Source organism: Grimontia sedimenti (genome assembly GCF_011045095.1).
Lineage (GTDB): Bacteria > Pseudomonadota > Gammaproteobacteria > Enterobacterales > Vibrionaceae > Enterovibrio > Enterovibrio sedimenti.
The window spans coordinates 55,488-78,695 of sequence record NZ_JAALDL010000017.1; the positions used below are offsets into that span (position 1 = coordinate 55,488).

Consider the following 23,208-nt stretch of genomic DNA (forward strand, 5'->3'; position numbering starts at 1 on the left):
TTGATTCCGACCTGACTCGCACAAATACTTAAAATTTAACGCGAAAAAAGCCCGCTACTGCGGGCTTTTTTATTTCTGAAATGAAACAATATGAATACATCAGGTGTTGATTTTTATAATTTGATGAAAAAAAACTACGTAAAGGGTTTTCTTAATCGGCCATTTGATATACAGTAAGAGGCGTAGGGTACAGAGGTAAGATGTTCTATCTTTCAGACCTTTTGTTTCACGTTATTGGATTTAGCTGATTCAGCAGCCCCGGTTGACAAATGTCAGCCGGGGCATTTTTTATTGTACTTTTCCTATCCAACACCTCTTCTGGATATCTCTCTTTAATTACTTTAAATACATTGTCTTAGCTGAATTTCTATTGATGTATTTGTATTTTGTTACTGTTTATTAGAGTAAATACTTTAATTTGAGGGCGTTGGCGTTATAATGACCACTGCTTCTTGTTCTTGATGTGTCAGAGCTGTCTGCAATCCAACTTACGACAGGCAACTCACACGTTATTTCTGACCGAATTGAGCGATCGATTCGGTCTTTTTTTATCCAATCAAATCTGTAACTCACTTCCAGAATGAAAACGATCGTTATTTATACGATTCTCATGATATTTCATGAAAAAAATAAGTTTGGCAAATAAAAATAAAGCGATTAACAATCAAAGTGTTGGAATTTTTAACAGAACAGGTGCCTGATCTTTGAGGCAAATATGACAGGTGTTTAGGCGGGTCTAACTTGCGGGGTTGGGGAAAATCACTGACACTAGCTTTATAACGACTAAAAAAAACCTCCTATTTCTCTCCCGTTACCCCACCTACATGGTGGGGTCTTTATTTTCAGCGTCCTGACAGATTAAGCGTCGTCGTTTTCAGTATCTTGCTGATCAGATTCTTGTGGGATTTCGAGTGCCGGAGCGTACCAACCATCCAGCTTTTTACGCAGTTTATCGACACCAATACCCTTTAGTGATGAGTAAAGCTCGACTTCTACATCACCGCCAAAATCTTTGGCTGCTTCACGCACTTTTAAAAGCTCTGCTTTGCGCGCGCCGCTTTTCAGCTTGTCACACTTGGTTAGCAGTGCCAGCACCGGCAAGTTGCTGTCTACCGCCCAGAAAATCAAATCCTGATCCAGCTCTTTCAGTGGGTGGCGGATATCCATCAGCACGACGAGGCCTTTAAGCTGGTTACGCTTTTGCAGGTATTCGCCCAGAGATTTCTGCCATTTCAGCTTCATTTCCAGCGGCACTTGCGCGTAGCCGTAACCCGGCAAGTCAACAATGTGGCATCCCTCATCCACTTTAAACAGGTTGATTAATTGTGTGCGACCTGGCGTTTTACTGGTTTTCACCAAGCTTTTTTGATCACAAAGCCTGTTTATTGAGCTAGATTTACCAGCATTGGAACGACCTGCGAATGCGATCTCGATGCCAGTATCATGAGGTAAAGCCCTGATATCTGGCGCACTGGTAATAAAGTGGGTGTTTCGATAGTTGAGTGAAGGATTCACTGTTAACTCCGTCTCGACTTTATGTAGTCGACTGATTACTTTTATGTGAAATTGTGTAAAATGACCGTGCTCGGTTTTTGCTCGATGATTGTATCATGATGGCGTGGGCATCGTGGTATTGGAAGCTTGATAATTATAAATGGAATGTCATGAAGAGATTAGCGCTACTACTCACTTTATTCGCGAGCTTTACTGCCTTTGCACAAGGCGATGCAGAAGCAGGTAAAGCAAAATCAGCCACTTGTGCCGCTTGTCACGGTGCAGACGGTAACAGCGTCATTCCCGCCAACCCTAGCCTTGCAGGTCAGCACGAAAAATACCTTCTTAAGCAGCTCAAAGAGTTCAAGCTGGGTATGACGACTGGCGGAGAGCAAGGTCGTAACAATGCCGTGATGGCCGGCATGGTGGCTGCACTGTCTGAGCAAGACATGGCAGATTTGGCGGCATACTACGCATCACAAACAGCGAAGCCGGGTACGACACCGGAATCTTCTATCGAAATCGGTAGAGAGCTGTATATGGCTGGTGACCAAGAGCGTGGTATCGCGGCTTGTATCGCATGTCACGGCCCTCGCGGTAACGGTACTGCACTGTCAGGCTTCCCGAAAATCTCTGGTCAGCATGCTGATTACGTGAAAGCGCAACTGATGGCATTCCGTGACGGTCAGCGCAACAACGACCTCAACGGCATGATGCGCATTGTGGCGCAGAAGCTGTCTGATAAAGAAATTGAAGCGATTTCTAATTATGTTGGTGGTCTGCACTAACAGATTGTGCAAAAGCAAAATTGCGCAATAAGACGTCAAAAAGGCAGCATTCGCTGCCTTTTTTCGTTTGGGTTTCTTTTATTTCCCATGATCTTGTAAGCGATCGACCATTCTTTATAGAGAAAGGTGCGTAAAAATTTGTTGGTTTTTAATTTTTTCTTCTATATTTCAGAAAGATACTTTTTAAGTGCATTTAGTGATTGTTTGAATTGTGAGTTATCGCCTGTTTTGATAAGGGCGAAAGCGTAAACTTATTCATGTCGACAGGAGCACGACACGGAAAGGACAATCAGGACGATTTCGCAGGGCTGCGGCAAGGATTCAAACGGACTTTGGCTTAGGAAAGCCTCAGCGACCAGGACGTTATGTTGTCAGGACGGCATTCAAAAGTGTGAAGGATTCACACTCAGCATGGACCACCTTTAGGACGAAAGGTTAGGACACACACCAGGATGGTGATGACGACAGGACGTTGCGAGTAATAACTCAAATAAAAACGGCAGGACGCCCGCGCTTAGAAGGACCCTTATTCACCGGGATGTGGTGTTACTGTTAGGGATGAAAACGGTAAATCCGTTCATTAGAACGCTATAGAGCGACAGGCTTTGCCTGTCGCTTTTTTCTTATTCAACTTTCTGCTACATTTCCCGCCATTCAATTTGGTGTAGAAATCCCCATGTCCCTTGAATGCCCTCTATGTAGATCTGCTGATACAGCCGATTTCGAGCAGGATAGACGTCGCCGTTACTTCCGTTGTCAGGAATGCTACTTGGTCTTTGCAGACCCTGAGTGCCTGTTATCACCGGAGGAAGAAAAAGCCGTCTACGACAAACATGAAAATGTCGTGGAAGATGAAGGCTATCGACGTTTCCTAAGCCGTCTCGCGACACCGCTTATGGAAAAATGGGTGAGGGTGCCAAGCAAGGCTTAGACTTTGGATGTGGTCCCGGTCCGGCTTTAGCCGCCATGCTTGAAGAAGCCGGACACCAAATGGCCGTGTACGATCCGTATTTTGCGCCCAACCTCAGTGCGTTGGACGCTACGTATGATTTCGTGACCTGTACAGAAGCCATTGAACACTTTTATATGCCTCACAGGGAATGGAGACAATTGCTGAACTTGGTCAAGCCGGGAGGCTGGTTAGCCATTATGACCAAGCTCGTTATTGATGCTCCAGCTTTCAAAAGCTGGCATTACAAAAATGACCCAACCCACGTGAGTTTTTTCAGTCGCGAAACGTTCCGCTTTTTGGCCGAGCGTGATGGTCTTGACGTGGACTTTGTTGGTAACGACGTAATTTTACTGAGGAAGAAAAACGAATGACCCGTAAGAAAAAAGCCCGCAAAGTTGGCTCTGAAGGTCCTGCGCAATACAGCGAGAAGTCGCTGACCAAAGAAGACATTGCCGCGCTGGCACGCAAACGTAAGAACAAGCGCAAAGGCCTGAAGTCTGGCTCACGTCACTCAGAAGGCAAAATCGCGCAACAGCGTCAGGCGCAGGCACAACGCGACCCGCGCCTGGGCAGCAAAAAACCTATTCAGTTGGTGGTAGAAGCCAAACCACATCCAAAATCTGCAGAAGCGAAGAAGGCCCGTCGCCTGAGCGCTGAGCAGGAGTTGGAAATGTTGGAAAATGATGCGCAACTAAATGTGCTTCTCGACCGTATTGAAAACGGTGATAGCTTGGGCGCAGGCCTTCAGCAATATGTTGATGAGAAGCTGGATCGCATTGAGGTGCTAATGAAGCAACTGGGTCTGTTCGAAGAGGACGAGCCTGAAGTGGAAGAAGCACCGAAGAAAAACAAACGCCGCGGTGACGACGATTTGCTGGCGGAGTTTGAAAACTTCAAATTTGACCAGGAGTAAGTGTTGGAAACTCTTCCTATAGGTGTTGTGGTACTCGGTGGTGCCATCATTCTCGGTTTGGCTGTGTATGCAGGCTGGTTGTTGTCGAAACTTCGCCATCAAACCAAAATGCAGGAAAAGGCGATGAACGCCGCTATCAAGCAACGTAACGAGAAAATCATTGAGAGTGTAGATGTGATTGCCATGGCGACACTGCAAGAGCAGTGCGACCTGTCAGAAGCGGCTATCCGTCTTTACATGATCATGGACCACCTGCAGGGAGAGAAGCGCGTAGAATTCCCTGAGCGCTTCCCCGCACTTTACGAGCTGTATGATGTGGTGAAAGACATGCCACGTGGCGATGCGCGTAAGAAGATCGAAAAGCGTGAACGCATGCGCCACGACATGGCGCGCATGAAGGCGGAAGCCCGTCTTCAGCAGGCCATTCATACAGAGCTTGAGGAAATCCTCGCATTTACTGGCGCAAAAATGACGCCAGTGCGTACCTTAGCGAGTTAACGACTCAGCCATAAAAGGTACGATCTGACCAACAATTTTCCCGTTCCTTGTGCGGGAACAATTCTTAGCAGCCGGAGAGTGTGGCAGAATTAGCCAACTTACACTTTCCGGTTGTTCATTTTGGCGGGAACATACATGTCTAAGCAGCAAATTATCTGGGATCAGGCACTGATCGAGAAGTATAACTACTCAGGGCCGCGTTACACCTCTTACCCAACCGCACTGGAATTCCACGAGGTTTTCACGGCGGCTGAGTTTGATATGGCGTGCACCCAATACCCAGATCGTAATCTGTCGTTATACGTGCATATCCCGTTCTGCCACACCCTTTGCTACTACTGTGGCTGTAACAAGGTGATCACCCGTCATGCACACAAAGCGGATCAGTATCTTGATGCGCTGGAACTGGAAATTCGTCAACGTGCGTATTTGCTTCGCGATCGCAACGTGACACAACTGCACTGGGGCGGTGGTACACCAACTTTCCTGACCAAGGAACAGATTTCCCGTCTGATGTCCCTGTTGCGTGAAGAATTCCGTCTCAATGCCGATGCAGAAATAAGTATCGAAGTGGATCCGCGTGAGATTGAACTCGACATGCTCGACCACCTGCGCTCTGAAGGCTTCAACCGTCTAAGTATCGGCGTGCAGGATTTCGATAAGACAGTTCAGAAAGCGGTGAACCGGGAGCAAGATGAAGACTTCATCAAAGCCATGGTGGTGCGTGCCAAAGAATTGGGCTTCCGCTCGACCAACCTGGATCTGATTTATGGCCTGCCGCACCAAAATGGTGCGACGTTTGCCAAGACGTTGGAACAAGTGCTGACCATGCAACCGGGCCGTCTGTCTGTTTTCAACTATGCGCACCTGCCACAACTGTTTGCCGCGCAGCGAAAAATCAAAGAAGACGACTTGCCATCGCCACAGGAAAAACTGGCGATGCTGGAGCAAACCATCAACACTCTGACTGGCGCAGGCTACCAGTTTATCGGTATGGACCACTTTGCCTTACCGGATGATGAACTGGCGGTAGCGCAGCGTGAAGGCATCCTCCACAGAAACTTCCAGGGTTACACCACCCAAGGCGATTGCGATCTGCTGGGCTTGGGGGTGTCGGCGATTTCCATGATTGGTGATTGCTATGCACAAAACCAGAAAGAGCTGAAAAAATACTACGGTCAGGTCGACGAGCAACGCCATGCGCTGTGGAAAGGTGTGATGCTGGATGGCGATGACTTGCTTCGCCGCGAAGTCATCAAATCGCTGATCTGCAACTTTACTCTGGACAAGCGTGCAATTGAACGCGAGTTCGATGTTTCTTTCGACACCCACTTTGCGGAAGATTTGGAATTGCTGCAGTGCTTTGTCGATGATGAGCTGGTGAGCATCGATGCGGATACCATTAAAGTGACGCTGAAAGGGCGTCTGCTGATTCGCAACATCTGCATGTGCTTTGACACTTACTTGCGTGACAGAGCGCGTCAGCAGCAGTTTTCCCGTGTGATTTAATGCTGTCTCACGGCACAAGAAACGAAAAAAGCCGCTGATAGCGGCTTTTTTGTTGGCTGTTGATGGGGCGTTATACGCCGCTGCCGATGCTGAAAATAGCCAGCACCACAGCCAGAGCTGCCGCTGCCAGTTGACCTGGGCCAGCAGCAACAATTTCATTTGCGGTAAACAGTGCGTCGAACATGATACTTCTCATCCGGCGTAAATATGGGTTTTCAACCAAGAGGCTTATCAAAGCAAAGGCTTTGCATTGACCTTGGTTGCTTAAAATTCGGCGGCATTCTACTTGAGTTTTGAACAAAAAAACACCGGCTTTTGCCGGTGTTTTCAGGATATTTTTCAGGTAAACGGATTAGCTGCGGGATGCTGCTTTGGCTTTCAGTTCCGCTTTTTCGCTATCAGACAGGAACGCGATTTCCATGCCGTTCGCTTGAAGCTGAGTGATTTGCGCTTGGCTCAGGCCCGCCTGCGGTGCGGCCACTTCGTACTCGTAAGGCAACTCGATACCTGATACTGCAGGGTCATCGGTGTTTAACGTTGCCAGAATGCCTTGTGCCAGGAATTGTTTCACCGGGTGTGCTTCCAATGAAGCCACGGTGCTGGTTTGAACATTAGAGGTCAGGCAAGACTCAATGCCAATACGGTTCTTCGCCAGAAACTCCATCAAAGATGGGTCTTCGATGGCTTTCACACCATGGCCGATACGGGTTGCGCCCAGCTCATTGATTGCCTGCCACATGCTTTCTGCTCCTGCCGCTTCGCCAGCGTGCACAGTCACATTCAGGTTAGCTTTGCGGACTTTGGCAAAGTGGTCGTTGAACTGGTGACCCGGCTGGCCCAGCTCGTCACCGGCCAAATCGATAGCAACCAGGTGCTCTTTCAGTGCCAACAGCGCATCCAACTCCTGCATGCAGGCTTCCACACCAAAAGTACGGCTCATGATACCAATCAGGTTGGTTTTCACGCCGAAGTCACGGCTACCAGCCTGAACGCCATCAATCACCGCTTCCACTACACCTTGCACTGGCAGTTGGTGCTTCATCGCCATGTAGTAAGGCGAGAAACGCAGCTCTGCATAGTCAATGCGTGCATTCAGTGCGTCTTCGACGTTTTCATAGGCAACACGGCGAACCGCATCCAGATCGCCCAGTACAGCGACACCCCAATCCAGCTTGGACAGGAAACCAACTAAATCCGGCTCGTTAGACATAACCTGAACGTGTGGGCGGAGTGTGTCGATAGTGTCAGCAGGAAGCGTCATGCCGAACTTCTGACCCAGTTCCAGAATGGTGTTAATCCGAATATTGCCATCAAGGTGACGGTGCAGATCCGTCAGAGGAAGGTGGGTTGCGATCATGTGAATATCCTTAAATCAACTTTTGGAAAGTATAAGGACTAAATACAAGGTCGTCAGTAGGGCAGGAAAAGGAAACCGCCTAAAAAGGCGGTTTTGAAAAGGTTGTTTACCAAATTTGTTTAAATGGTGAGCTGTTTTGGGTTTATGGCATTTGAAGCTCTTTGAGCTTACGGGTCAGGGTGTTACGTCCCCAACCAAGCAGTTTAGCTGCTTCCTGCTTGTGCCCCCGGGTGTGGCTGAGTGCTTCACGCAGCAAGATACGTTCAAATTCAGGCAAGGCTTCACGGAGCAGGTTGTCATCACCGTTATCCAGCGACAGACGGGCCCATTGGGATAGTGCGGCCTGCCAGCTGTCACCTTCGCCGGTACTTTCCATTGATTCAGGCTGCATCAGCTCTGGCGGTAAGTCTTCGGGCAAAATTTCTTTACCGCTCGCCATCACTGTCAGCCAGCGACAGGTGTTTTCAAGCTGGCGTACGTTACCGGGCCAGGAAAGACCTGACATTAAATCCAGCGTGGTCGGGTGCAGTGATTTGACCTCGATATCGAGCTCATCTGACGCTCGCTTGAGAAAGTGTTTGGCGAGCTGACCGATATCCTGACGACGCTCACGAAGCGGCGGCAGGTGAACACGAATCACGTTCAGGCGGTGGAACAAGTCTTCACGAAAACTGCCTTCGGCCACCAACCTTTCGAGGTTCTGGTGGGTTGCTGCAATGATACGGACATCCACATTGATGGCCTGATGGCCACCGACACGATAGAACTGGCCATCGGCCAGCACGCGCAGCAGACGGGTTTGGATATCCAGCGGCATATCACCGATTTCATCCAGAAACAGGGTGCCGCCATTGGCTTGCTCAAAGCGGCCCTGACGGACATTGTTGGCACCGGTAAAGGCCCCTTTCTCGTGACCAAACAGTTCTGATTCAATCAGATCTTTAGGGATGGCCGCCATGTTAAGTGCGATAAAAGAGTTTGACGCGCGTGGGCTGTGGCGGTGAAGAGCATGGGCAACCAGCTCTTTACCCGTGCCGGATTCGCCGTTGATCAATACGGAAATCGAAGAACGGGAAAGGCGACCAATGGCGCGGAAAACTTCCTGCATAGACGGCGCTTCACCGATAATCTCCGGTGCGGCTTCCATGGTTTCCTTGGGAGAGCGCTGGCGTTTTTGTTCCTGACTGTGGGAGACGGCGCGCTCAACCAAAGCGACGGCTTCATCAATATCAAACGGCTTTGGCAGGTATTCAAATGCCCCTTTCTGATACGCACTCACCGCAGCATCCAGATCCGAGTGAGCAGTCATAATGATGACGGGTAATGTCGGGTATTCAGATTGCAGACGGTTTAGCAGGGTGAAGCCATCGGTGCCCGGCATGCGGATATCGGAGACTAGTACATCCGGGACTTCCCGGTTTAATGCATCCAGCATGCTGTCAGCGTCGGCAAAAGTTTCACAAGCAAGCCCAGCTGCGCTCAGGGTGCGTTCCAGTACCCAGCGGATTGAGCTGTCGTCATCGACGACCCAGATTAGTCCTTTGCTCATATTCTCCCCTTAGCGACGAATTGGTAACAAAATGGTGAAAGTGGTGTGTCCCGGCCAGCTATTAACGTAAATCTTGCCTTTATGCTGATCTATGAGGTTTCGGGTAATGGAAAGTCCAAGCCCTGTGCCTCCGGGGCGCCCTGACACCATGGGATAAAACAAGGTGTCCTGGAGCTCAGGGGCGATGCCAGGACCATTGTCAGAAATATCTATACGTGCAGCCAAACGGTGGCGCTTCCCGCCAATCACGACTTGATGTTCAGTGCGGGTGCGGAGGGTGATTTCGGCATTTGGGCTGTCTCCCATAATTTGCGCCGCATTGTTCACCACGTTGAGAATGGCCTGCTCCATCTGTTCAGGGTCCATTTCTATATCGGGTAAGCTCGGGTCATAGTCACGATCTAGGTTGACCTTGCCTGCACTGAGCTCGACCAGTTGGCGAACTTTCTCAAGCACCACGTGAATGTTCTCTTGCTGGCGGTGACCGGGCTTTTGTGGCCCCAGTAATCTGTCGACCAGATTGCGCAGACGGTCAGCCTGCTCAATGATGATGCGGGTATATTCCGCAAGATTTGGGTCGGGCAGCATTTTCTCTAAAAGCTGAGCCGCACCACGAAGGCCACCGAGCGGGTTTTTAATTTCATGGGCAAGACCACGCACCAGCTCTTTGGCAGCCTGTTGTTGTGCCTGCTGCTGCAACTCTTTACTGATTTGCTGTTGATGGCCAATGGCTTTGATTTCAATCAGCATGGAAGGACTGCGCGCCCACATCAAAGGGCTGGCACTCAGTTCTACTTTGCGCTGATGGCCATCCACGACGATGGTGACATCGCTGTCAGTGAGTCCTTGACCGCCAGAAAGCGTTTCCTTGACCAGGCTGAGGTCGATTGAACAGTGTTGCAACAATTCAGGAAGGGGATGCTCCAGTAAACGACGTGCACTTAGGCAGAGCAGTTGCTCGGCTGCAGGGTTGGCGTAGGTGACAACAAGATCATTATCAAGCACCAACACCGCAGTGATCAGGTTATCCATAACAGTTTCGGTCAGCGTGGCCACATTACCTTCCTTTTGATTGCACCAATATGGTGCAATCTAGTTTACTCGATAGTGCGTTGTTGTGCAGCGAAGAAAAACCGCTTTCTACAGCAGCGCTGCCAAATAGCGTCTTAACCTGTGTTATCTGGGGCTTGGCTTGCCCGGAGGCAGTGCTTTTTTCTTGGTTGCCCGATGCAGATACACGGTTATTGAATGGGATGCTGCAATTACCTTGCCATCTTGTAGTAATTGCACCTTTATGGTGTGGGTGCCCCGATCAACGTTGGTTAGGGTTAAAGATGCCCCTTTTGAGGCGGGCTGTTTCTTTCCATCAATCACGGCGCGAACAGATTGATTTTTCCCTAGTGGCAGATCGGTAGAAATGTTGAGGGTGATACTGCCTTCATTACTGCGAATGGTGACCTCATCGCCCGGAGACAGCAGGGAAATTGAGCTGGCCAGCGGCGGCGCTTCGGGCGCATCAGGTATGGGCGGCGCTTCCGGAACGGTAGGTGAAGCAACATTGGATGGCCCCTGAGCGGGTAGAGGAATCGTACCTAACTCCACCTCGAGCTCCAAACTCGCAGAAGGTGGCGAATCGCTGAAATGCAGAGTGCCATTTTCATCAACCCAGCGGTAATACTCACCCGCGCTGGCGGACACAGACAGTGCACCAAAAAGGAGCATACCGATTTTGCGCATCATGAATTCCTTGAGTTTCTGGCGGGATGCCAACAAACCTATTTTCCGCGGGGGAGAAATCCAGACAATAGAAAAAGGGCCCGCCTGTGAGCGAGCCCTTTGATTTGGTATGAAACCCGTTGAATTACACTGAGTAGTACAGTTCGAATTCCAGTGGGTGAGTGGTCATGTTCACCTTCTCAACGTCCTGAGATTTCAGTGCGATGTAAGAATCGATGAAGTCATCAGAGAATACGCCGCCTGAAGTCAGGAACTCACGATCGTCGCTCAGTGCTTGCAGAGCTTGCTGCAGAGACTCAGCAACAGTTGGGATTTCTGCTGCTTCTTCTGCTGGCAGGTCGTACAGGTCTTTATCCATTGCATCGCCAGGGTGGATCTTGTTCTTAATACCGTCAAGACCAGCCATCAGCATTGCTGCAAACGCCAGGTATGGGTTAGCAGATGGATCACCGAAGCGAACTTCGATACGACGTGCTTTCGGGCTTGGTACCACTGGGATACGGATAGAAGCAGAACGGTTACGTGCAGAGTATGCCAGCATAACAGGAGCTTCGAAGCCTGGAACCAGACGCTTGTATGAGTTGGTAGACGCGTTCGCGAATGCGTTGATTGCGCGAGCGTGCTTGATGATACCACCGATGTAGTACAGAGCAGTTTCAGACAGGCCGCCGTACTTGTCGCCAGCGAACAGGTTTTGACCGTCTTTCGCCAGAGATTGGTGAACGTGCATACCTGAACCGTTATCGCCAACCAGTGGCTTAGGCATGAAGGTCGCAGTCTTACCAAATGCGTGCGCTACGTTGTGAACAACGTACTTGTAGATTTGGATTTCATCCGCTTTGCTGGTCAGGGTATTGAAACGCGTTGCGATTTCGTTCTGACCCGCAGTTGCTACTTCGTGGTGGTGTGCTTCAACAACCAGACCCATCTCTTCCATCACCAGACACATTGCTGAACGGATGTCTTGAGATGAATCAACTGGTGCTACTGGGAAGTAACCGCCTTTAACGCCTGGACGGTGACCTTTGTTACCGCCTTCGAAATCAGAACCTGTGTTCCATGCTGCTTCTACGTCGTCGATCTTGAAGAAAGAACCTGACATGTCAGTCGCGAATTTCACATCGTCAAACAGGAAGAACTCTGGCTCAGGACCGATCAGAACAGTGTCTGCGATACCGGTAGAGCGCATGTAGTCTTCAGCGCGTTTTGCGATAGAACGTGGGTCACGGTCGTAGCCTTGCATAGTTGCTGGCTCAAGAATGTCACAACGTACGTTCAGCGTTGCGTCTTCCGTGAATGGGTCAAGTACTGCTGAAGACGCGTCAGGCATCATCACCATGTCTGACTCGTTAATGCCTTTCCAACCTGCAACAGATGAACCGTCGAACATTTTACCTTCTTCGAAGAAGTCCGCGTCGATCTGGTGTGCTGGGATTGAGATGTGTTGCTCTTTACCTTTGGTATCGGTGAAGCGCAGGTCAACAAACTTAACTTCGTGCTCTTGGATTAAGGCGAGTACGTTTTCTACTGACATGTGAATAAACCTCCGGTGTCATTGTTCTCTAACTTGGTGAAGTTGCTTCTATGCGTTCCACCAAAAAATGGGTCTGGCTCCACTAAAGCTAAAAGTGTGCCAAGTTTGAAATCCCAGTCATTCTGCGCTTTTACACGAAAATGACTTAAAAAAGTGCGTTACTTCGATCAATTATGGTGCGCGTCCGCACCAAGATGGTGCAACTGGAAGGGTTGCGTGCCAATCAACTCATTCAGCAGCGGTTCGGCTATGTTGTCAACGTCAGATCAATGGGATGGATAAGACAATGTTGGAGCTGTGAGGTGGATCGAAAGTCGGCCTATTGTGGTGCAATAAAAAACGCAAGAAGTCGACCCATGATAAGCGAGGAAAATGTTGCCCAAATGTAGCGCACTGTTCGCCCGCAGGCAGTATTGGATAAGGGATGGAGACAGGCTTCCAAAGTGGGCTTTTTGTGTCGGTAACAAGGCAGAACGAATATAAATTGATCCTAAGTCACATATTTCGTGGGTTTCAATAAAAATCTGGTAAATTACGGCCGGATTTTTAATCAGTGGCGGTGAGCGCTTTCGGCAAAGCCGGAGCTTTTGGCGGCACATCTTTTTTGAGTGAAAGAGAACCCATGTCTACTTTACAGATAGATAAACTAAGAAACATCGCGATCATCGCGCACGTTGACCACGGTAAAACCACCCTGGTTGACAAACTGCTTCAGCAGTCTGGCACCCTGGAAACCCGTGGCGAGCACGAAGAACGCGTCATGGACTCGAACGACATCGAGAAAGAGCGTGGCATTACCATTCTGGCGAAGAACACCGCGATTAACTGGAATGATTACCGCATCAACATCGTAGATACCCCAGGACACGCCGACTTCGGTGGTGAAGTGGAACGTATCATGTCGATGGTTGACTCTGTACTTCTGATCGTTGACGCAGTTGATGGCCCAATGCCACAAACTCGCTTCGTAACGCAAAAAGCGTTCGCACACGGTCTGAAGCCAATCGTTGTTATCAACAAAATCGACCGTCCTGGAGCGCGTCCTGACTGGGTAATGGATCAGGTATTTGACCTGTTCGATAACCTGGGTGCAACTGACGAGCAGCTGGACTTCCAAGTGGTTTACGCATCAGCACTGAACGGTTGGGCGACCCTGGAAGAAGGCGAAACCGGCGAGAACATGGAACCACTGTTCCAGGCTATCGTTGATAACGTATCAGCACCAGAAGTTGATACTGACGGCTCTCTGCAAATGCAGATCTCTCAGCTGGACTACAGCTCTTACGTTGGCGTTATCGGTGTTGGCCGTGTGACCCGTGGTTCTGTAAAACCTAACCAGCAAGTGACCATCGTAGGTGCTGACGGTAAAACCCGTAACGGTAAAGTCGGTACGGTACTGGGTTACCTGGGCCTTGAGCGTCATGACGTTGCATCTGCAGCGGCAGGTGACATTATCGCAATCACCGGTCTGGGCGAGCTGAAAATCTCTGACACCATCTGTGACGTGAACGCGGTTGAAGCGCTGCCAGCGCTGTCTGTTGACGAACCAACTGTGACCATGACTTTCCAGGTGAACACCTCTCCTTTCGCAGGTAAAGAAGGTAAGTTCGTGACTTCACGTAACATCCTTGAGCGTCTGCAGAAAGAACTGGTTCACAACGTTGCACTGCGCGTTGAAGAAACTGAAGACCCGGATAAATTCCGCGTTTCAGGTCGTGGTGAACTGCACCTGTCTATCCTGATCGAAAACATGCGTCGTGAAGGCTTCGAGCTTGCTGTATCTCGTCCAGAAGTTATTCTGAAAGAAGAAGATGGCCAGCTGATGGAACCGTTTGAGACCGTAACCATCGACGTTCAGGAAGAGCACCAGGGCGGCATCATGGAGAAAATCGGCCTGCGTAAAGGTGAGCTGAAAGACATGTCTCCAGACGGTAAAGGCCGTGTACGTATGGACTTCATCATGCCATCTCGTGGCCTGATTGGCTTCCAGACTGAGTTCATGACCCTGACTTCTGGCTCAGGTCTGATGTACCACACCTATGACCACTACGGTCCACACAAAGGCGGTAACATCGGCCAGCGTAACAACGGCGTACTGATTGCGAACGCAGCGGGTAAAGCCCTGACTAACGCCCTGTTCAACCTGCAGGAGCGTGGTCGTCTGTTTATCGGTCACGGTGTTGAAGTTTACGAAGGTATGGTTATCGGTATTCACAGCCGTGACAATGACCTGACTGTTAACGCCCTGAAAGGTAAGCAGCTGACCAACGTACGTGCATCAGGTACTGATGACGCACAGGTACTGACTTCACCAATCAAGTACACACTGGAGCAGGCTCTGGAGTTCATCGATGACGACGAGCTGGTAGAAGTCACCCCAGAAAGCATCCGTATCCGTAAGAAACTGCTGACTGAAACTGACCGTAAGCGCGCAAGCCGCGGCAGCAAGTAAGCCTTCTTAGGAACGTAAAAAGCCTCCCGGTTGGGAGGCTTTTTTGTCTCTATCGCTTTTGTTTTTCTGCGTTATTTGACGAACTTGTTGTAAACAAACAGGAGGATAAGTGCGCCCACTGTTGCCATTACGATGCCGCCAATGCTCAGACCGGTTGTGGTGCCAATGCCCAGCAGTGTGCTGACCCAGCCACCCACTACGGCACCTGCAATACCCAACAGGGTAGTGATGATGAAACCGCCACCGTCTTTTCCTGGCATGATCCACTTCGCGAGAATACCTGCGAGTAAGCCAAGAATGATCCAAGAAATAATGCTCATGTGTTCTCCTCCAAGTTGAGAGACGGTAAATACTTATGGATTTACCAATACCGTTGAATGCAGGCAGTAAATTGCCTGGGCACACATTACGGCAGTTTGTCTCACACCGTCTGTTTCAAAATAGAGAAAAACATTGAGACGCTTTCAGATATGAATCTTAGTTCTTTAGGGTTACCAGGAAGCGCTCTGACTCCGCAATTGCGGTTTGCATGTCTTTGATCGCGCGATTTATTTCATTTTCTAAACCGGCAAACTCTCCCTTCAAAGCGCCAATCGCAGCGGCATTGAGGTTGTGCTTCAGGTAAAGGGTGTTATCACGTAATGTGTCGAGAACTGGCTCCATTTTGCTTTCTGCTTTTTTCATCGCAGACAGCATTTGCGCGTAACTGCGCTCGGTTTCCTTGAGTTTACGTTCGCTGTCACGGCGAAGCGTGGCACTGGAATAGAGTGACAACTCTTCGCGCCATTCATCGAACAGGGCATCAGACACATCCTCAACGGCATCGATGCGCTCGCGCACGTTTTCCACCGCAGCTTCGCTGTCTTCATATTGATCGTTGATGGTGTCGTACATTGTTTGTAACTCTCCACCATCAAAATTAGTCAGAGTGGTGAGTGCATCAAGTGCACTGGTAAACTGCTCGCTGGCTTCCTGCTGTGCATCGGAAGCCGCCTCAACGCGATCGGCCATGATGTCACGCTTATGCACGCCAACCTTTTCCATGGTGGCGTAGTAAGCTGACTGGCAGCCAGCCAGCGTAAAAAACAAAAGCAGGGTGGAGATGAGGCGCACGGTACACTCCTTCGTGTATGATTAATTTTCTAAATAAAGACTATGGTTGAAGCATTGGAACGACTCAAGCATTCATTGCCCAAGGTAGGGCAAATTCTGTTCGCCTTCACAAGGCATCTTATTCGACGTGTTATTCATGACCGCCTGACAGTGACTGCCGGTTACATGGCTTATGTCACTTTGCTGTCGCTGGTACCGCTCATCACTGTGGTGCTGTCAGCATTATCGTTAATCCCAGGCTTTGCTGATGCCGGCGATCAGATCCGCACTTTTGTACTGCATAACTTTGTCCCTGCCTCCGGTGATGCCTTAGAGCAATACCTCAACCAGTTCGTCGCTAACGCAGGCAAGATGACTGCTGTCGGTGTGGCCTTCCTGTTTGTGGTGGCCTTGATGCTGATCTCCGCTATCGACAAGAGCCTGAACTACATTTGGCGAATCAAGCACAAGCGCGCGCCTGTGGTGTCGTTTTCTATTTACTGGATGGTACTGACCCTTGGTCCTGTGTTGGTGGGCAGCAGTCTGGGTGTGAGCTCTTATCTGGGGTCATTGAACCTGCTCGAGCTTGATGGGGCAGACATATGGGCGCCAACCTTGCTGAAGTGGTTGCCGTTTTTGCTCACCGGTCTGGCATTTTTGGGGCTCTATACGCTGGTACCTAATTGCCGGGTGCGCCTTGCGCATGCATCTGCCGGGGCGATATCAGCTGCTCTGCTATTTGAATTCAGTAAAAAAGGCTTTGCCTTCTATGCCACCAATTTTCCATCCTATGAACTGATTTACGGTGCGCTGGCTGTGGTCCCTTTGCTGTTTGTCTGGGTCTATCTCAGCTGGTGTATCGTGCTGATTGGGGCTGAGATCACCGCTTCGCTCGGCGAGCGTCAGATGTGGGATACACCCACCCCTTCAGAACCCAAACAACTTAATGATAATTAAGACGATAAGAAAGGAGCTGCTATGATTGCGCTTATCCAGCGAGTCAGCGAAGCCAGTGTGGTGGTTGACGGCGAGACTGTCGGTGCGATTGGCAAAGGGCTGTTGGTGCTGCTGGGTGTTGAAAAAGGCGATGATGATAAGAAAGCGCATCGCCTGCATGAGAAGGTGTTGGGTTACCGCGTATTCAGTGACGAAAACGACAAGATGAACCTGAACGTGCAACAGGCGGGTGGAGAGGTACTGGTGGTTTCCCAGTTCACGCTGACAGCTCTCACTAACAAAGGGATGCGCCCCAGTTTTAACGGCGCGCCTCCGGCGGAAGCGGATCGTCTTTATCAATTGTTTTCGCAATATTGTCGCGAAAGCGGTGTCAAAACAGAAAATGGTGTGTTTGCAGCCGACATGAAAGTGAGCCTGGTGAACGATGGTCCGGTGACTTTCTGGCTGCAGGTTTAATAACCCAGTTGGGTTCACGAGGAGAGAAACAGGATGTTTCGGTTAATCACCCCTACCAAGGATGATGAGCTTCAAGCGTATTTTCATTTTCGCTGGAAGATGCTTCGTGAACCCTGGCGTCTGCCGGAAGGCTCTGAGCGCGACGCCTATGATGTTGGTTCTCACCACCGCATGATTGTTGACGCTAAAGGCGAGCCGATCGCCATTGGCCGTCTTTACCTGACACCGGACAACGACGGCCAAATTCGCTACATGGCCGTGGCTCCGCAATATCGTCAGCGTGGTTTAGGTGCACTCATTCTCATGACATTGGAATCGCTGGCACGCCAGGAAGGCGCGAAACGACTGGTCTGTAACGCCCGTGAAGACGCCATTGGTTTCTATAGCCAGAACGGTTTTGTCAATCAGGGTGAGCTGAGTGAAGAGCGCGGCCCTGTGCGTCACCAACAGATGCTGAAAACCCTCGATATGATGTCCGATGTCGTGCGCCGCCCGGAATGGTGTCACGAACTTCAGCAGCGCTGGGAGCAACAAATCCCCATCAGCGACAAAATGGGTATACGCATCAATCAGTTTACCGGCTACCGCTTTGAAATTTGTGCGCTGCTCAATGCCAACCTCAATCCCCATGACTCCATGTTTGCAGGCAGTGTGTTCAGCATGGCAACCCTTGCTGGTTGGGGGATGGTATGGCTGCTGATGAAAGAGCGTCAGTTATCAGCAAGCATCGTGCTGGCTGACAGCCATATCCGATACCGTCGGCCGATTCTGGAACGTCCACGCGCTGCGGTATCTCTTGATGGGCTAAGTGGGGATCTCGATCGCCTTGAAAACGGCCGCAAAGCCCGGGTGAAACTGGAAGTCACTTTCTACAGTGGCGATGATGTGGCGGGGACCTTCACAGGCACCTACATGCTGGTTCCTGAGCAGGAAAAAGCAGCAGATACCATTGAAAGCCAAACATTACTGTTTGGCTGATTTTCCAACTTGCTTACTGGCGTGAATGGGATAATCCGCCATTGCCCGTCACCAGATCCCATTGTCCCGACAGCGTTGAGCGCTGTCCTTCCTGCACTAAACTGAGCGGAGCCAGCCCAATCCGGCCGCGATCGGCAGCGATTTTCACTTCGCCAAGACTCACTGGCAGTGCCACTTTCTCCGCTTCCCCGGTTTTATCCGCAAACAACATCAACAAAGCTTGACCGAAGGATTCTCCTTGGTTAGCAAGCATCACGGTACGGTGCGGTGTGGCTTTGAGATCTCCGGTCAGGCTGTAAGCCAGACTGTCCTTATCTCCACCCAGTGCAGAGACGCGCACTGAGAGATCATGTTCACCTTCAAGAGGCAGGTTCAGACCCAACCAGCGCGAATAAATGGCGGTTGGCAAACTGAGTCCTGTGCCTTCAAACAGCCAAGGGCGACTTGGATTGGATAGGTCGGCATTGGCCTTAGCGGCCAGCTGACCTTGTTGAAACGTCAGGCTCAATGGGTCAAGCCGCCATATGCCATCTTCGACGCGCATTGCCAGGTAGGGTGAGGAAACCGGAATACGGTTGATGCTGGCGGCTTTAGCACTCCCTGTTAGCTCACCTAGCCACATCCCGTTGTGACTGGCTTGTCTTAGCAGTAAATCTTTTCCTTTCAGGTTGAGACCCATCACCTGCAGTGGGAAAGCCGGATCTGGCACTGTGATGCTCGTGTGCCTCACAGTAAGGTTGTTCAACCGGATATTGTCAAAACCCTTCCAGTATCTCGAAAGTGATCGGGACAACCCGTCTTCAAGCTCAAGGGTGAGCCCATTCAACACCAGCGAGCGCAATGAAAGTGACGCTGGTGTCATGTCACCGGCAAAGGAGATATACCCCTCGTCATCCACTTTGGAGGAAAAGGCACCGACTTCGATACGTGCAGGGGAAAGCGACATCTCTGCCAATACATCGGTCAAGAGCCACGTGTCGTAGTTAATCAGATTGGCATTGAAAGAAAGCAGGGAGGAAGCATCGTTGGCGGCCCACACCAACTCGCCGCCCTGCAAGTTGACCGATTGTGCCGAGAGGTTTAGATGCTCGAGGGTAAGCGTGTCCAGAGATGCACTGACGTCCAGCAAATCAAGGCGGTTGATGGCAATGTCGTAATCTTCGCTCAGCGATGTCCACATTGCAGTGAGATTCGAAAGGTTATCAGAAGGCTCAATACGCGCGTCGCTCAATGTAAGCTGGTGGAGTGTGACCTTGCGGTCTTCGATGGTGGCGCTGCCAGTGATATTGCCAAACTGGCTGTTAAACGACAGTCCCCAAATTTCCCATTTTTCCTCATTCAGCTCACTGTCGAGCAAGAGGTTGGTCAGTGTCTGGCCGTCGATAGAAAGAGAGGGTGTCGAGAATTGGAACTGTCCCTGCCAGCTTCCCCATTTCTCTTCGGTATTTTGCCAGTTGGCGACTTGAATATCGGCATGGTCAAACGCAAACGCACTGCTTTGGTAGGCGACATCGTCCAGTGCAAGATGCTTTATCGACAGTGATTCCGGAAGTGCTGCTTTGTCTTTTAAATCAATCGTCGCTTTGCGGATCACTACGCTTTGCAATGTCAGCGAACCATCAATGGACTCCCACAGCGACAGTGCTGCTGAGGCGTAGCCTGCGCGGTAAAGGGTATCGCCTGTTTCCTGTTCAACCAGTTCTGGTTCAATCAGTGTGAGGGAAAAAGGCGAGAGCAGATCGTAGTCTAGGGAGGTGGCACGCAAAGTATAAGGCGTGAGGGTTGCCACGGTTTTTTGCACCAATGGCAGGCCGTAATTCGTGCTGAGTACGGTGATAAGCGCACCCAATGCGACCAAGGTGATAATGACAAGCGAGGCAAACAACTTGGCGAGGAAACGCATTTGGCGGTGTTCTCTCTATGGTTATCAGATGCGAAAGGGGGCAGCGTGTTACGCCGCAATTCTGTTGAGGTTGGCGCAAAAATCAACGTTATTCAAGCAGTAATCTGTTTCAGCGCCAAGGCAATGGAGGAATTTAGAGATTGTCCGTCAAACTGCAAAACAAAAAGCCCCCGGAGCAGGGGGCTTTCTATCTTTATGTTTGTGGCGACTGTCGGTTAGTCGAGCTGTGGGCCTGCTTTCACCAGCGCCTGACCTTCTGGGGTGTCAGTGTATTTCGCAAAGTTGTCGATAAAGCGTTTTGCCAAATCTTCGGCTTTGCTTTCCCACTGCAGAGGGTCAACGTAGGTGTCACGAGGGTCCAGAATATCCGGATCGACATCGTGCAGCTTCACAGGCACTTCCAGATTGAATATTGGCACCACTTTGGTTTCAGCTTCTTCAATCGAACCGTCCAGAATCGCATCGATGATCGCGCGGGTATCTTTAATAGAAATACGCTTACCTGAGCCATTCCAGCCAGTGTTGACCAGATATGCTTCTGCACCTGACGCTTCCATACGCTTCACCAGTACTTCTGCATACTTGGTTGGGTGTAAAGTCAGAAACGCATTGCCGAAGCACGCTGAGAAGGTTGGGGTTGGTTCGGTGATACCACGCTCAGTACCCGCCAGTTTGGCGGTGAAGCCCGCCAGGAAGTGGTACTTGGTTTGATCAGGCGTCAGTTTAGACACTGGTGGCAATACACCAAACGCATCGGCAGACAGGAAGATCACTTTGTTAGCATGGCCGCCTTTCGATACCGGCTTCACGATGTTTTCAATGTGGTAAAGCGGGTAAGAAACACGGGTATTTTCTGTTTTTGAACCGTCGTCGAAATCAATGGAGCCGTCGTTGCGAACGGTGACATTCTCGAGCAGTGCATCGCGACGAATCGCATTATAGATGTCTGGCTCAGCTTCTTTAGAGAGCTTGATGGTTTTTGCGTAACAGCCGCCTTCAAAGTTGAAGACACCGTTGTCATCCCAACCGTGCTCATCATCGCCGATCAATGCGCGCTTTGGATCGGTTGAAAGCGTGGTTTTACCGGTACCGGACAGACCGAAGAAAATGGCCACGTCGCCATCTTTACCCATGTTGGCGGAGCAGTGCATAGAAGCAATGTCCTGAAGCGGAAGGAAGTAGTTCATCATCGCGAACATACCTTTCTTCATTTCACCGCCGTACCAGGTACCACCGATGAGCTGCATACGCTCAGTCAGGTTGAATACCGTGAAGTTTTCGGAGTTCAGACCATGCTCCTGCCACTTCTCGTTGACGCACTTCGCACCGTTCATGACCACGAAATCAGGTTCAAAGTTTTCCAGCTCTTCTTCGGTTGGGCGGATAAACATGTTTTTCACGAAGTGTGCCTGCCAGGCCACTTCGGTGATCACGCGGATGCTCAGTCGGGTATCGGGGTTGGCGCCACAGTAACCATCAATCACAAACACACGTTTGCCTGATAGTTGGCGGGTAACGAGGGCTTTAAGGTCATCCCAGACGTGTTGGTCGATAGGTTTATTATCATTCGTTCCTTGATCTGACCACCACAGGGTGTTTTCGGTAGTGTTGTCGCGCACAATGTATTTATCTTTGGGAGAACGACCGGTAAAAATCCCGGTATCGACAGCCACTGCGCCTAGCTCCGTTACAGTGCCTCTCTCAAATCCTTCCAGCTCCGGCTTTGTTTCTTCAACGAAAAGTTGTTCATAAGTAGGGTTACGAACAACCTCTTTAACATCGTGTATGCCGTGTTTTGACAAATCGACATTATTTGCAACCTTTTTTTCGACGTTCATGACAGTCATAGGTGCTCCTTGGGTAAGATGTAATGTAACTGTCGTCCATGCTAGCAACCTGAATTAGTCAATTCAGAGAGTTAACTCAAAAAATAACCACAAACAAATTAAGGGTTTGTAATAGTCTTAACCAGTCTGTACTTATAATATTACCGTCATGTTGCGTATGTGTGCCACACGAGATTGGTTATTATTTGTACAAAATTAAGGGGTTAGCATTCAGCGTACTTTTTTTGCGAAAAGTGGAAATTTGGTAGAAAAAAACCGGCTCAGAGGCCGGTTTTTGTGGGATTTTTAACCATTAATTATTTAAGAAAATTATTAATGCACAGCTTCTGATGAAGGACCGTTCTGGTCAAAAATTGCTGAAATATCAACAGAGTCGAACTCGTAATCAGCACCGCAGTAGTCGCAATGAAGTTTGATATTTCCGGTCTCAGCGACCATTTTTTCAACTTCCTGACGCTCAATCGCAGCAATTGCAGAAGCGCTGCGCTCACGCGAGCATGAACACTTGAATGTCACACTTTTCGGCTCGTAGACTTTTACATTTTCTTGGTGGTAAAGACGGTATAACACTTCCTGCGCTTCCAGCGAGAACAGCTCTTCGTTTTTCACTGTCTCAGTCAGTTTTGCCAGATGGTCGAAATCGTCTTCTTTGCCCATGCCATCTGGCAGGATTTGCAGCAGCATACCGGCCGCCTTCGATTCGCCGTCTACTTTACCGGTACGCAGCCACAGACGGGTCTTCAATTGCTCAGAACGTGCGAAGTAGTCTTCCAGACATTCCTGGAGCGTGTCACCTTCCAGACCCACGATGCCTTGGTAGCGCTCGCCTTGGTCTGGCTCGATGGTGATCACAATGTGACCTTTACCCATGAGTTCTGGCAAAGTTGCCGCTTCTGGCAGATCGCCATTCCAGCGCGCTGTACCACGTAATACTTGGTCATGATTACCGTTGATAACGATAAGTGACACTGGGCCATCACCTTGGATTTGTACCGTAATACTGCCTTCAAACTTCAGTGTTGCTGTCAGCAGGCTGGTTGCGACCATCAGCTCGCCCAGCAGGTTTTTTACCGGTGCCGGATAGCTTTTGCTGCCCGTCAGCTGTTGGAATGAATCAGATAGTTGAACCAGTTCGCCGCGTACAGAGACGCCATCGAACAAGTAACGGTGCAGACTGTCTTGTGCCATGGGA

At 50.0% G+C, this 23,208-nt stretch carries 20 protein-coding genes and 1 pseudogene; 10 read left to right on the forward strand and 11 right to left on the reverse strand.

Going from position 1 to position 23,208, the window contains the following annotated elements; genetic code table 11:
• Positions 1-200: 200 nt before the first annotated feature.
• Positions 201-248, forward strand: coding sequence for a small protein SpfP (spfP, locus tag G5S52_RS24475; RefSeq protein ID WP_438356882.1), 48 nt, complete (start codon positions 201-203; stop codon positions 246-248).
• Positions 249-858: 610 nt separating this feature from the next.
• On the opposite strand, the gene yihA is transcribed toward spfP, so the two are convergent.
• Positions 859-1,515, reverse strand: a complete 657-nt coding sequence (yihA, locus tag G5S52_RS19185; RefSeq protein WP_046305105.1) for a ribosome biogenesis GTP-binding protein YihA/YsxC — start codon at positions 1,513-1,515, stop codon at positions 859-861.
• Between the two features lie 149 nt (positions 1,516-1,664).
• Between yihA and G5S52_RS19190 the strand changes: the two genes are divergently transcribed.
• The 5 genes and pseudogenes from G5S52_RS19190 (at position 1,665) to hemN (ending at position 6,154) form a co-directional block, all read left to right on the forward strand.
• The gene (locus tag G5S52_RS19190) at positions 1,665-2,282 is read left to right on the forward strand and encodes a c-type cytochrome (RefSeq protein ID WP_165017514.1); all 618 of its coding nucleotides are present in this window, start codon (positions 1,665-1,667) and stop codon (positions 2,280-2,282) included.
• 676 nt (positions 2,283-2,958) lie between these two features.
• A pseudogene (locus G5S52_RS19195) lies at positions 2,959-3,605 on the forward strand (class I SAM-dependent methyltransferase).
• Entirely contained in the window at positions 3,602-4,147 is a 546-nt protein-coding gene (yihI, locus tag G5S52_RS19200) for a Der GTPase-activating protein YihI (protein ID WP_165017516.1), read from the forward strand. Before G5S52_RS19195 ends, yihI begins: the two are co-directional and overlap by 4 nt.
• A complete protein-coding gene (locus G5S52_RS19205) occupies positions 4,148-4,645 on the forward strand; it encodes a DUF2489 domain-containing protein (RefSeq protein WP_046305096.1) in 498 nt (165 codons plus the stop codon). It begins immediately after the preceding gene.
• A 135-nt stretch (positions 4,646-4,780) separates the two neighbouring features.
• Positions 4,781-6,154, forward strand: coding sequence for an oxygen-independent coproporphyrinogen III oxidase (gene hemN / locus G5S52_RS19210; protein ID WP_165017519.1), 1,374 nt, complete (start codon positions 4,781-4,783; stop codon positions 6,152-6,154).
• 352 nt (positions 6,155-6,506) lie between these two features.
• On the opposite strand, the gene add is transcribed toward hemN, so the two are convergent.
• From add to glnA, 5 genes are all read right to left on the reverse strand, one after another.
• Entirely contained in the window at positions 6,507-7,511 is a 1,005-nt protein-coding gene (gene add, locus G5S52_RS19215; RefSeq protein WP_165017522.1) for an adenosine deaminase, read from the reverse strand.
• Positions 7,512-7,653: 142 nt separating this feature from the next.
• Entirely contained in the window at positions 7,654-9,060 is a 1,407-nt protein-coding gene (glnG, locus tag G5S52_RS19220) for a nitrogen regulation protein NR(I) (RefSeq protein ID WP_165017525.1), read from the reverse strand.
• 9 nt (positions 9,061-9,069) lie between these two features.
• Complete coding sequence (gene glnL / locus G5S52_RS19225) at positions 9,070-10,116, reverse strand: nitrogen regulation protein NR(II) (RefSeq protein ID WP_165017528.1); 1,047 nt, start codon at positions 10,114-10,116, stop codon at positions 9,070-9,072.
• A 120-nt stretch (positions 10,117-10,236) separates the two neighbouring features.
• The gene (locus G5S52_RS19230; protein WP_165017531.1) at positions 10,237-10,800 is read right to left on the reverse strand and encodes a DUF4124 domain-containing protein; all 564 of its coding nucleotides are present in this window, start codon (positions 10,798-10,800) and stop codon (positions 10,237-10,239) included.
• Positions 10,801-10,921: 121 nt separating this feature from the next.
• Entirely contained in the window at positions 10,922-12,331 is a 1,410-nt protein-coding gene (glnA, locus tag G5S52_RS19235) for a glutamate--ammonia ligase (protein WP_002539711.1), read from the reverse strand.
• Positions 12,332-12,953: 622 nt separating this feature from the next.
• Between glnA and typA the strand changes: the two genes are divergently transcribed.
• Positions 12,954-14,783 (forward strand): translational GTPase TypA, encoded by a 1,830-nt coding sequence (gene typA / locus G5S52_RS19240; protein ID WP_002539714.1) that lies wholly within the window; start codon positions 12,954-12,956, stop codon positions 14,781-14,783.
• A gap of 71 nt (positions 14,784-14,854) precedes the next feature.
• Here typA and G5S52_RS19245 read toward each other — a convergent pair whose 3' ends face one another.
• Positions 14,855-15,103 (reverse strand): GlsB/YeaQ/YmgE family stress response membrane protein, encoded by a 249-nt coding sequence (locus G5S52_RS19245; RefSeq protein ID WP_002539716.1) that lies wholly within the window; start codon positions 15,101-15,103, stop codon positions 14,855-14,857.
• A 157-nt stretch (positions 15,104-15,260) separates the two neighbouring features.
• Entirely contained in the window at positions 15,261-15,896 is a 636-nt protein-coding gene (locus G5S52_RS19250) for a DUF2959 domain-containing protein (RefSeq protein ID WP_165017534.1), read from the reverse strand.
• 42 nt (positions 15,897-15,938) lie between these two features.
• Here G5S52_RS19250 and G5S52_RS19255 point away from each other — a divergent pair, with 42 nt between their 5' ends.
• Genes G5S52_RS19255 through G5S52_RS19265 form a run of 3 tightly spaced genes read left to right on the forward strand, consistent with a single transcriptional unit; the run spans position 15,939 to position 18,266 of the window.
• Positions 15,939-16,832 carry a virulence factor BrkB family protein gene (locus tag G5S52_RS19255; protein WP_165017537.1) on the forward strand — a complete coding sequence of 298 codons (894 nt, stop codon included), beginning with the start codon at positions 15,939-15,941 and terminating at the stop codon, positions 16,830-16,832.
• A 21-nt stretch (positions 16,833-16,853) separates the two neighbouring features.
• The gene (dtd, locus tag G5S52_RS19260; protein WP_002539721.1) at positions 16,854-17,288 is read left to right on the forward strand and encodes a D-aminoacyl-tRNA deacylase; all 435 of its coding nucleotides are present in this window, start codon (positions 16,854-16,856) and stop codon (positions 17,286-17,288) included.
• Positions 17,289-17,321: 33 nt separating this feature from the next.
• Positions 17,322-18,266, forward strand: a complete 945-nt coding sequence (locus tag G5S52_RS19265; protein WP_046305078.1) for a bifunctional GNAT family N-acetyltransferase/hotdog fold thioesterase — start codon at positions 17,322-17,324, stop codon at positions 18,264-18,266.
• A 13-nt stretch (positions 18,267-18,279) separates the two neighbouring features.
• Here G5S52_RS19265 and G5S52_RS19270 read toward each other — a convergent pair whose 3' ends face one another.
• From G5S52_RS19270 to hslO, 3 genes are all read right to left on the reverse strand, one after another.
• Entirely contained in the window at positions 18,280-20,169 is a 1,890-nt protein-coding gene (locus G5S52_RS19270) for an AsmA family protein (RefSeq protein ID WP_165017540.1), read from the reverse strand.
• Positions 20,170-20,384: 215 nt separating this feature from the next.
• Positions 20,385-22,016 (reverse strand): phosphoenolpyruvate carboxykinase (ATP), encoded by a 1,632-nt coding sequence (gene pckA, locus G5S52_RS19275; RefSeq protein ID WP_165017543.1) that lies wholly within the window; start codon positions 22,014-22,016, stop codon positions 20,385-20,387.
• Positions 22,017-22,328: 312 nt separating this feature from the next.
• Positions 22,329-23,204, reverse strand: coding sequence for an Hsp33 family molecular chaperone HslO (hslO, locus tag G5S52_RS19280; protein WP_165017546.1), 876 nt, complete (start codon positions 23,202-23,204; stop codon positions 22,329-22,331).
• Positions 23,205-23,208: the final 4 nt, after the last annotated feature.

Coding starts and splice junctions, on each gene's coding strand:
- G5S52_RS19190 (WP_165017514.1), top strand. CDS start 1,665: ATGAAGAGATTAGCGCTACTACTCACTTTATTCGCGAGCTTTACTGCC.
- yihI (WP_165017516.1), top strand. CDS start 3,602: ATGACCCGTAAGAAAAAAGCCCGCAAAGTTGGCTCTGAAGGTCCTGCG.
- hemN (WP_165017519.1), top strand. CDS start 4,781: ATGTCTAAGCAGCAAATTATCTGGGATCAGGCACTGATCGAGAAGTAT.
- add (WP_165017522.1), bottom strand. CDS start 7,511: ATGATCGCAACCCACCTTCCTCTGACGGATCTGCACCGTCACCTTGAT.
- glnG (WP_165017525.1), bottom strand. CDS start 9,060: ATGAGCAAAGGACTAATCTGGGTCGTCGATGACGACAGCTCAATCCGC.
- G5S52_RS19230 (WP_165017531.1), bottom strand. CDS start 10,800: ATGATGCGCAAAATCGGTATGCTCCTTTTTGGTGCACTGTCTGTGTCC.
- glnA (WP_002539711.1), bottom strand. CDS start 12,331: ATGTCAGTAGAAAACGTACTCGCCTTAATCCAAGAGCACGAAGTTAAG.
- typA (WP_002539714.1), top strand. CDS start 12,954: ATGTCTACTTTACAGATAGATAAACTAAGAAACATCGCGATCATCGCG.
- G5S52_RS19245 (WP_002539716.1), bottom strand. CDS start 15,103: ATGAGCATTATTTCTTGGATCATTCTTGGCTTACTCGCAGGTATTCTC.
- G5S52_RS19255 (WP_165017537.1), top strand. CDS start 15,939: ATGGTTGAAGCATTGGAACGACTCAAGCATTCATTGCCCAAGGTAGGG.
- dtd (WP_002539721.1), top strand. CDS start 16,854: ATGATTGCGCTTATCCAGCGAGTCAGCGAAGCCAGTGTGGTGGTTGAC.
- G5S52_RS19265 (WP_046305078.1), top strand. CDS start 17,322: ATGTTTCGGTTAATCACCCCTACCAAGGATGATGAGCTTCAAGCGTAT.
- G5S52_RS19270 (WP_165017540.1), bottom strand. CDS start 20,169: ATGCGTTTCCTCGCCAAGTTGTTTGCCTCGCTTGTCATTATCACCTTG.
- pckA (WP_165017543.1), bottom strand. CDS start 22,016: ATGACTGTCATGAACGTCGAAAAAAAGGTTGCAAATAATGTCGATTTG.
- hslO (WP_165017546.1), bottom strand. CDS start 23,204: ATGGCACAAGACAGTCTGCACCGTTACTTGTTCGATGGCGTCTCTGTA.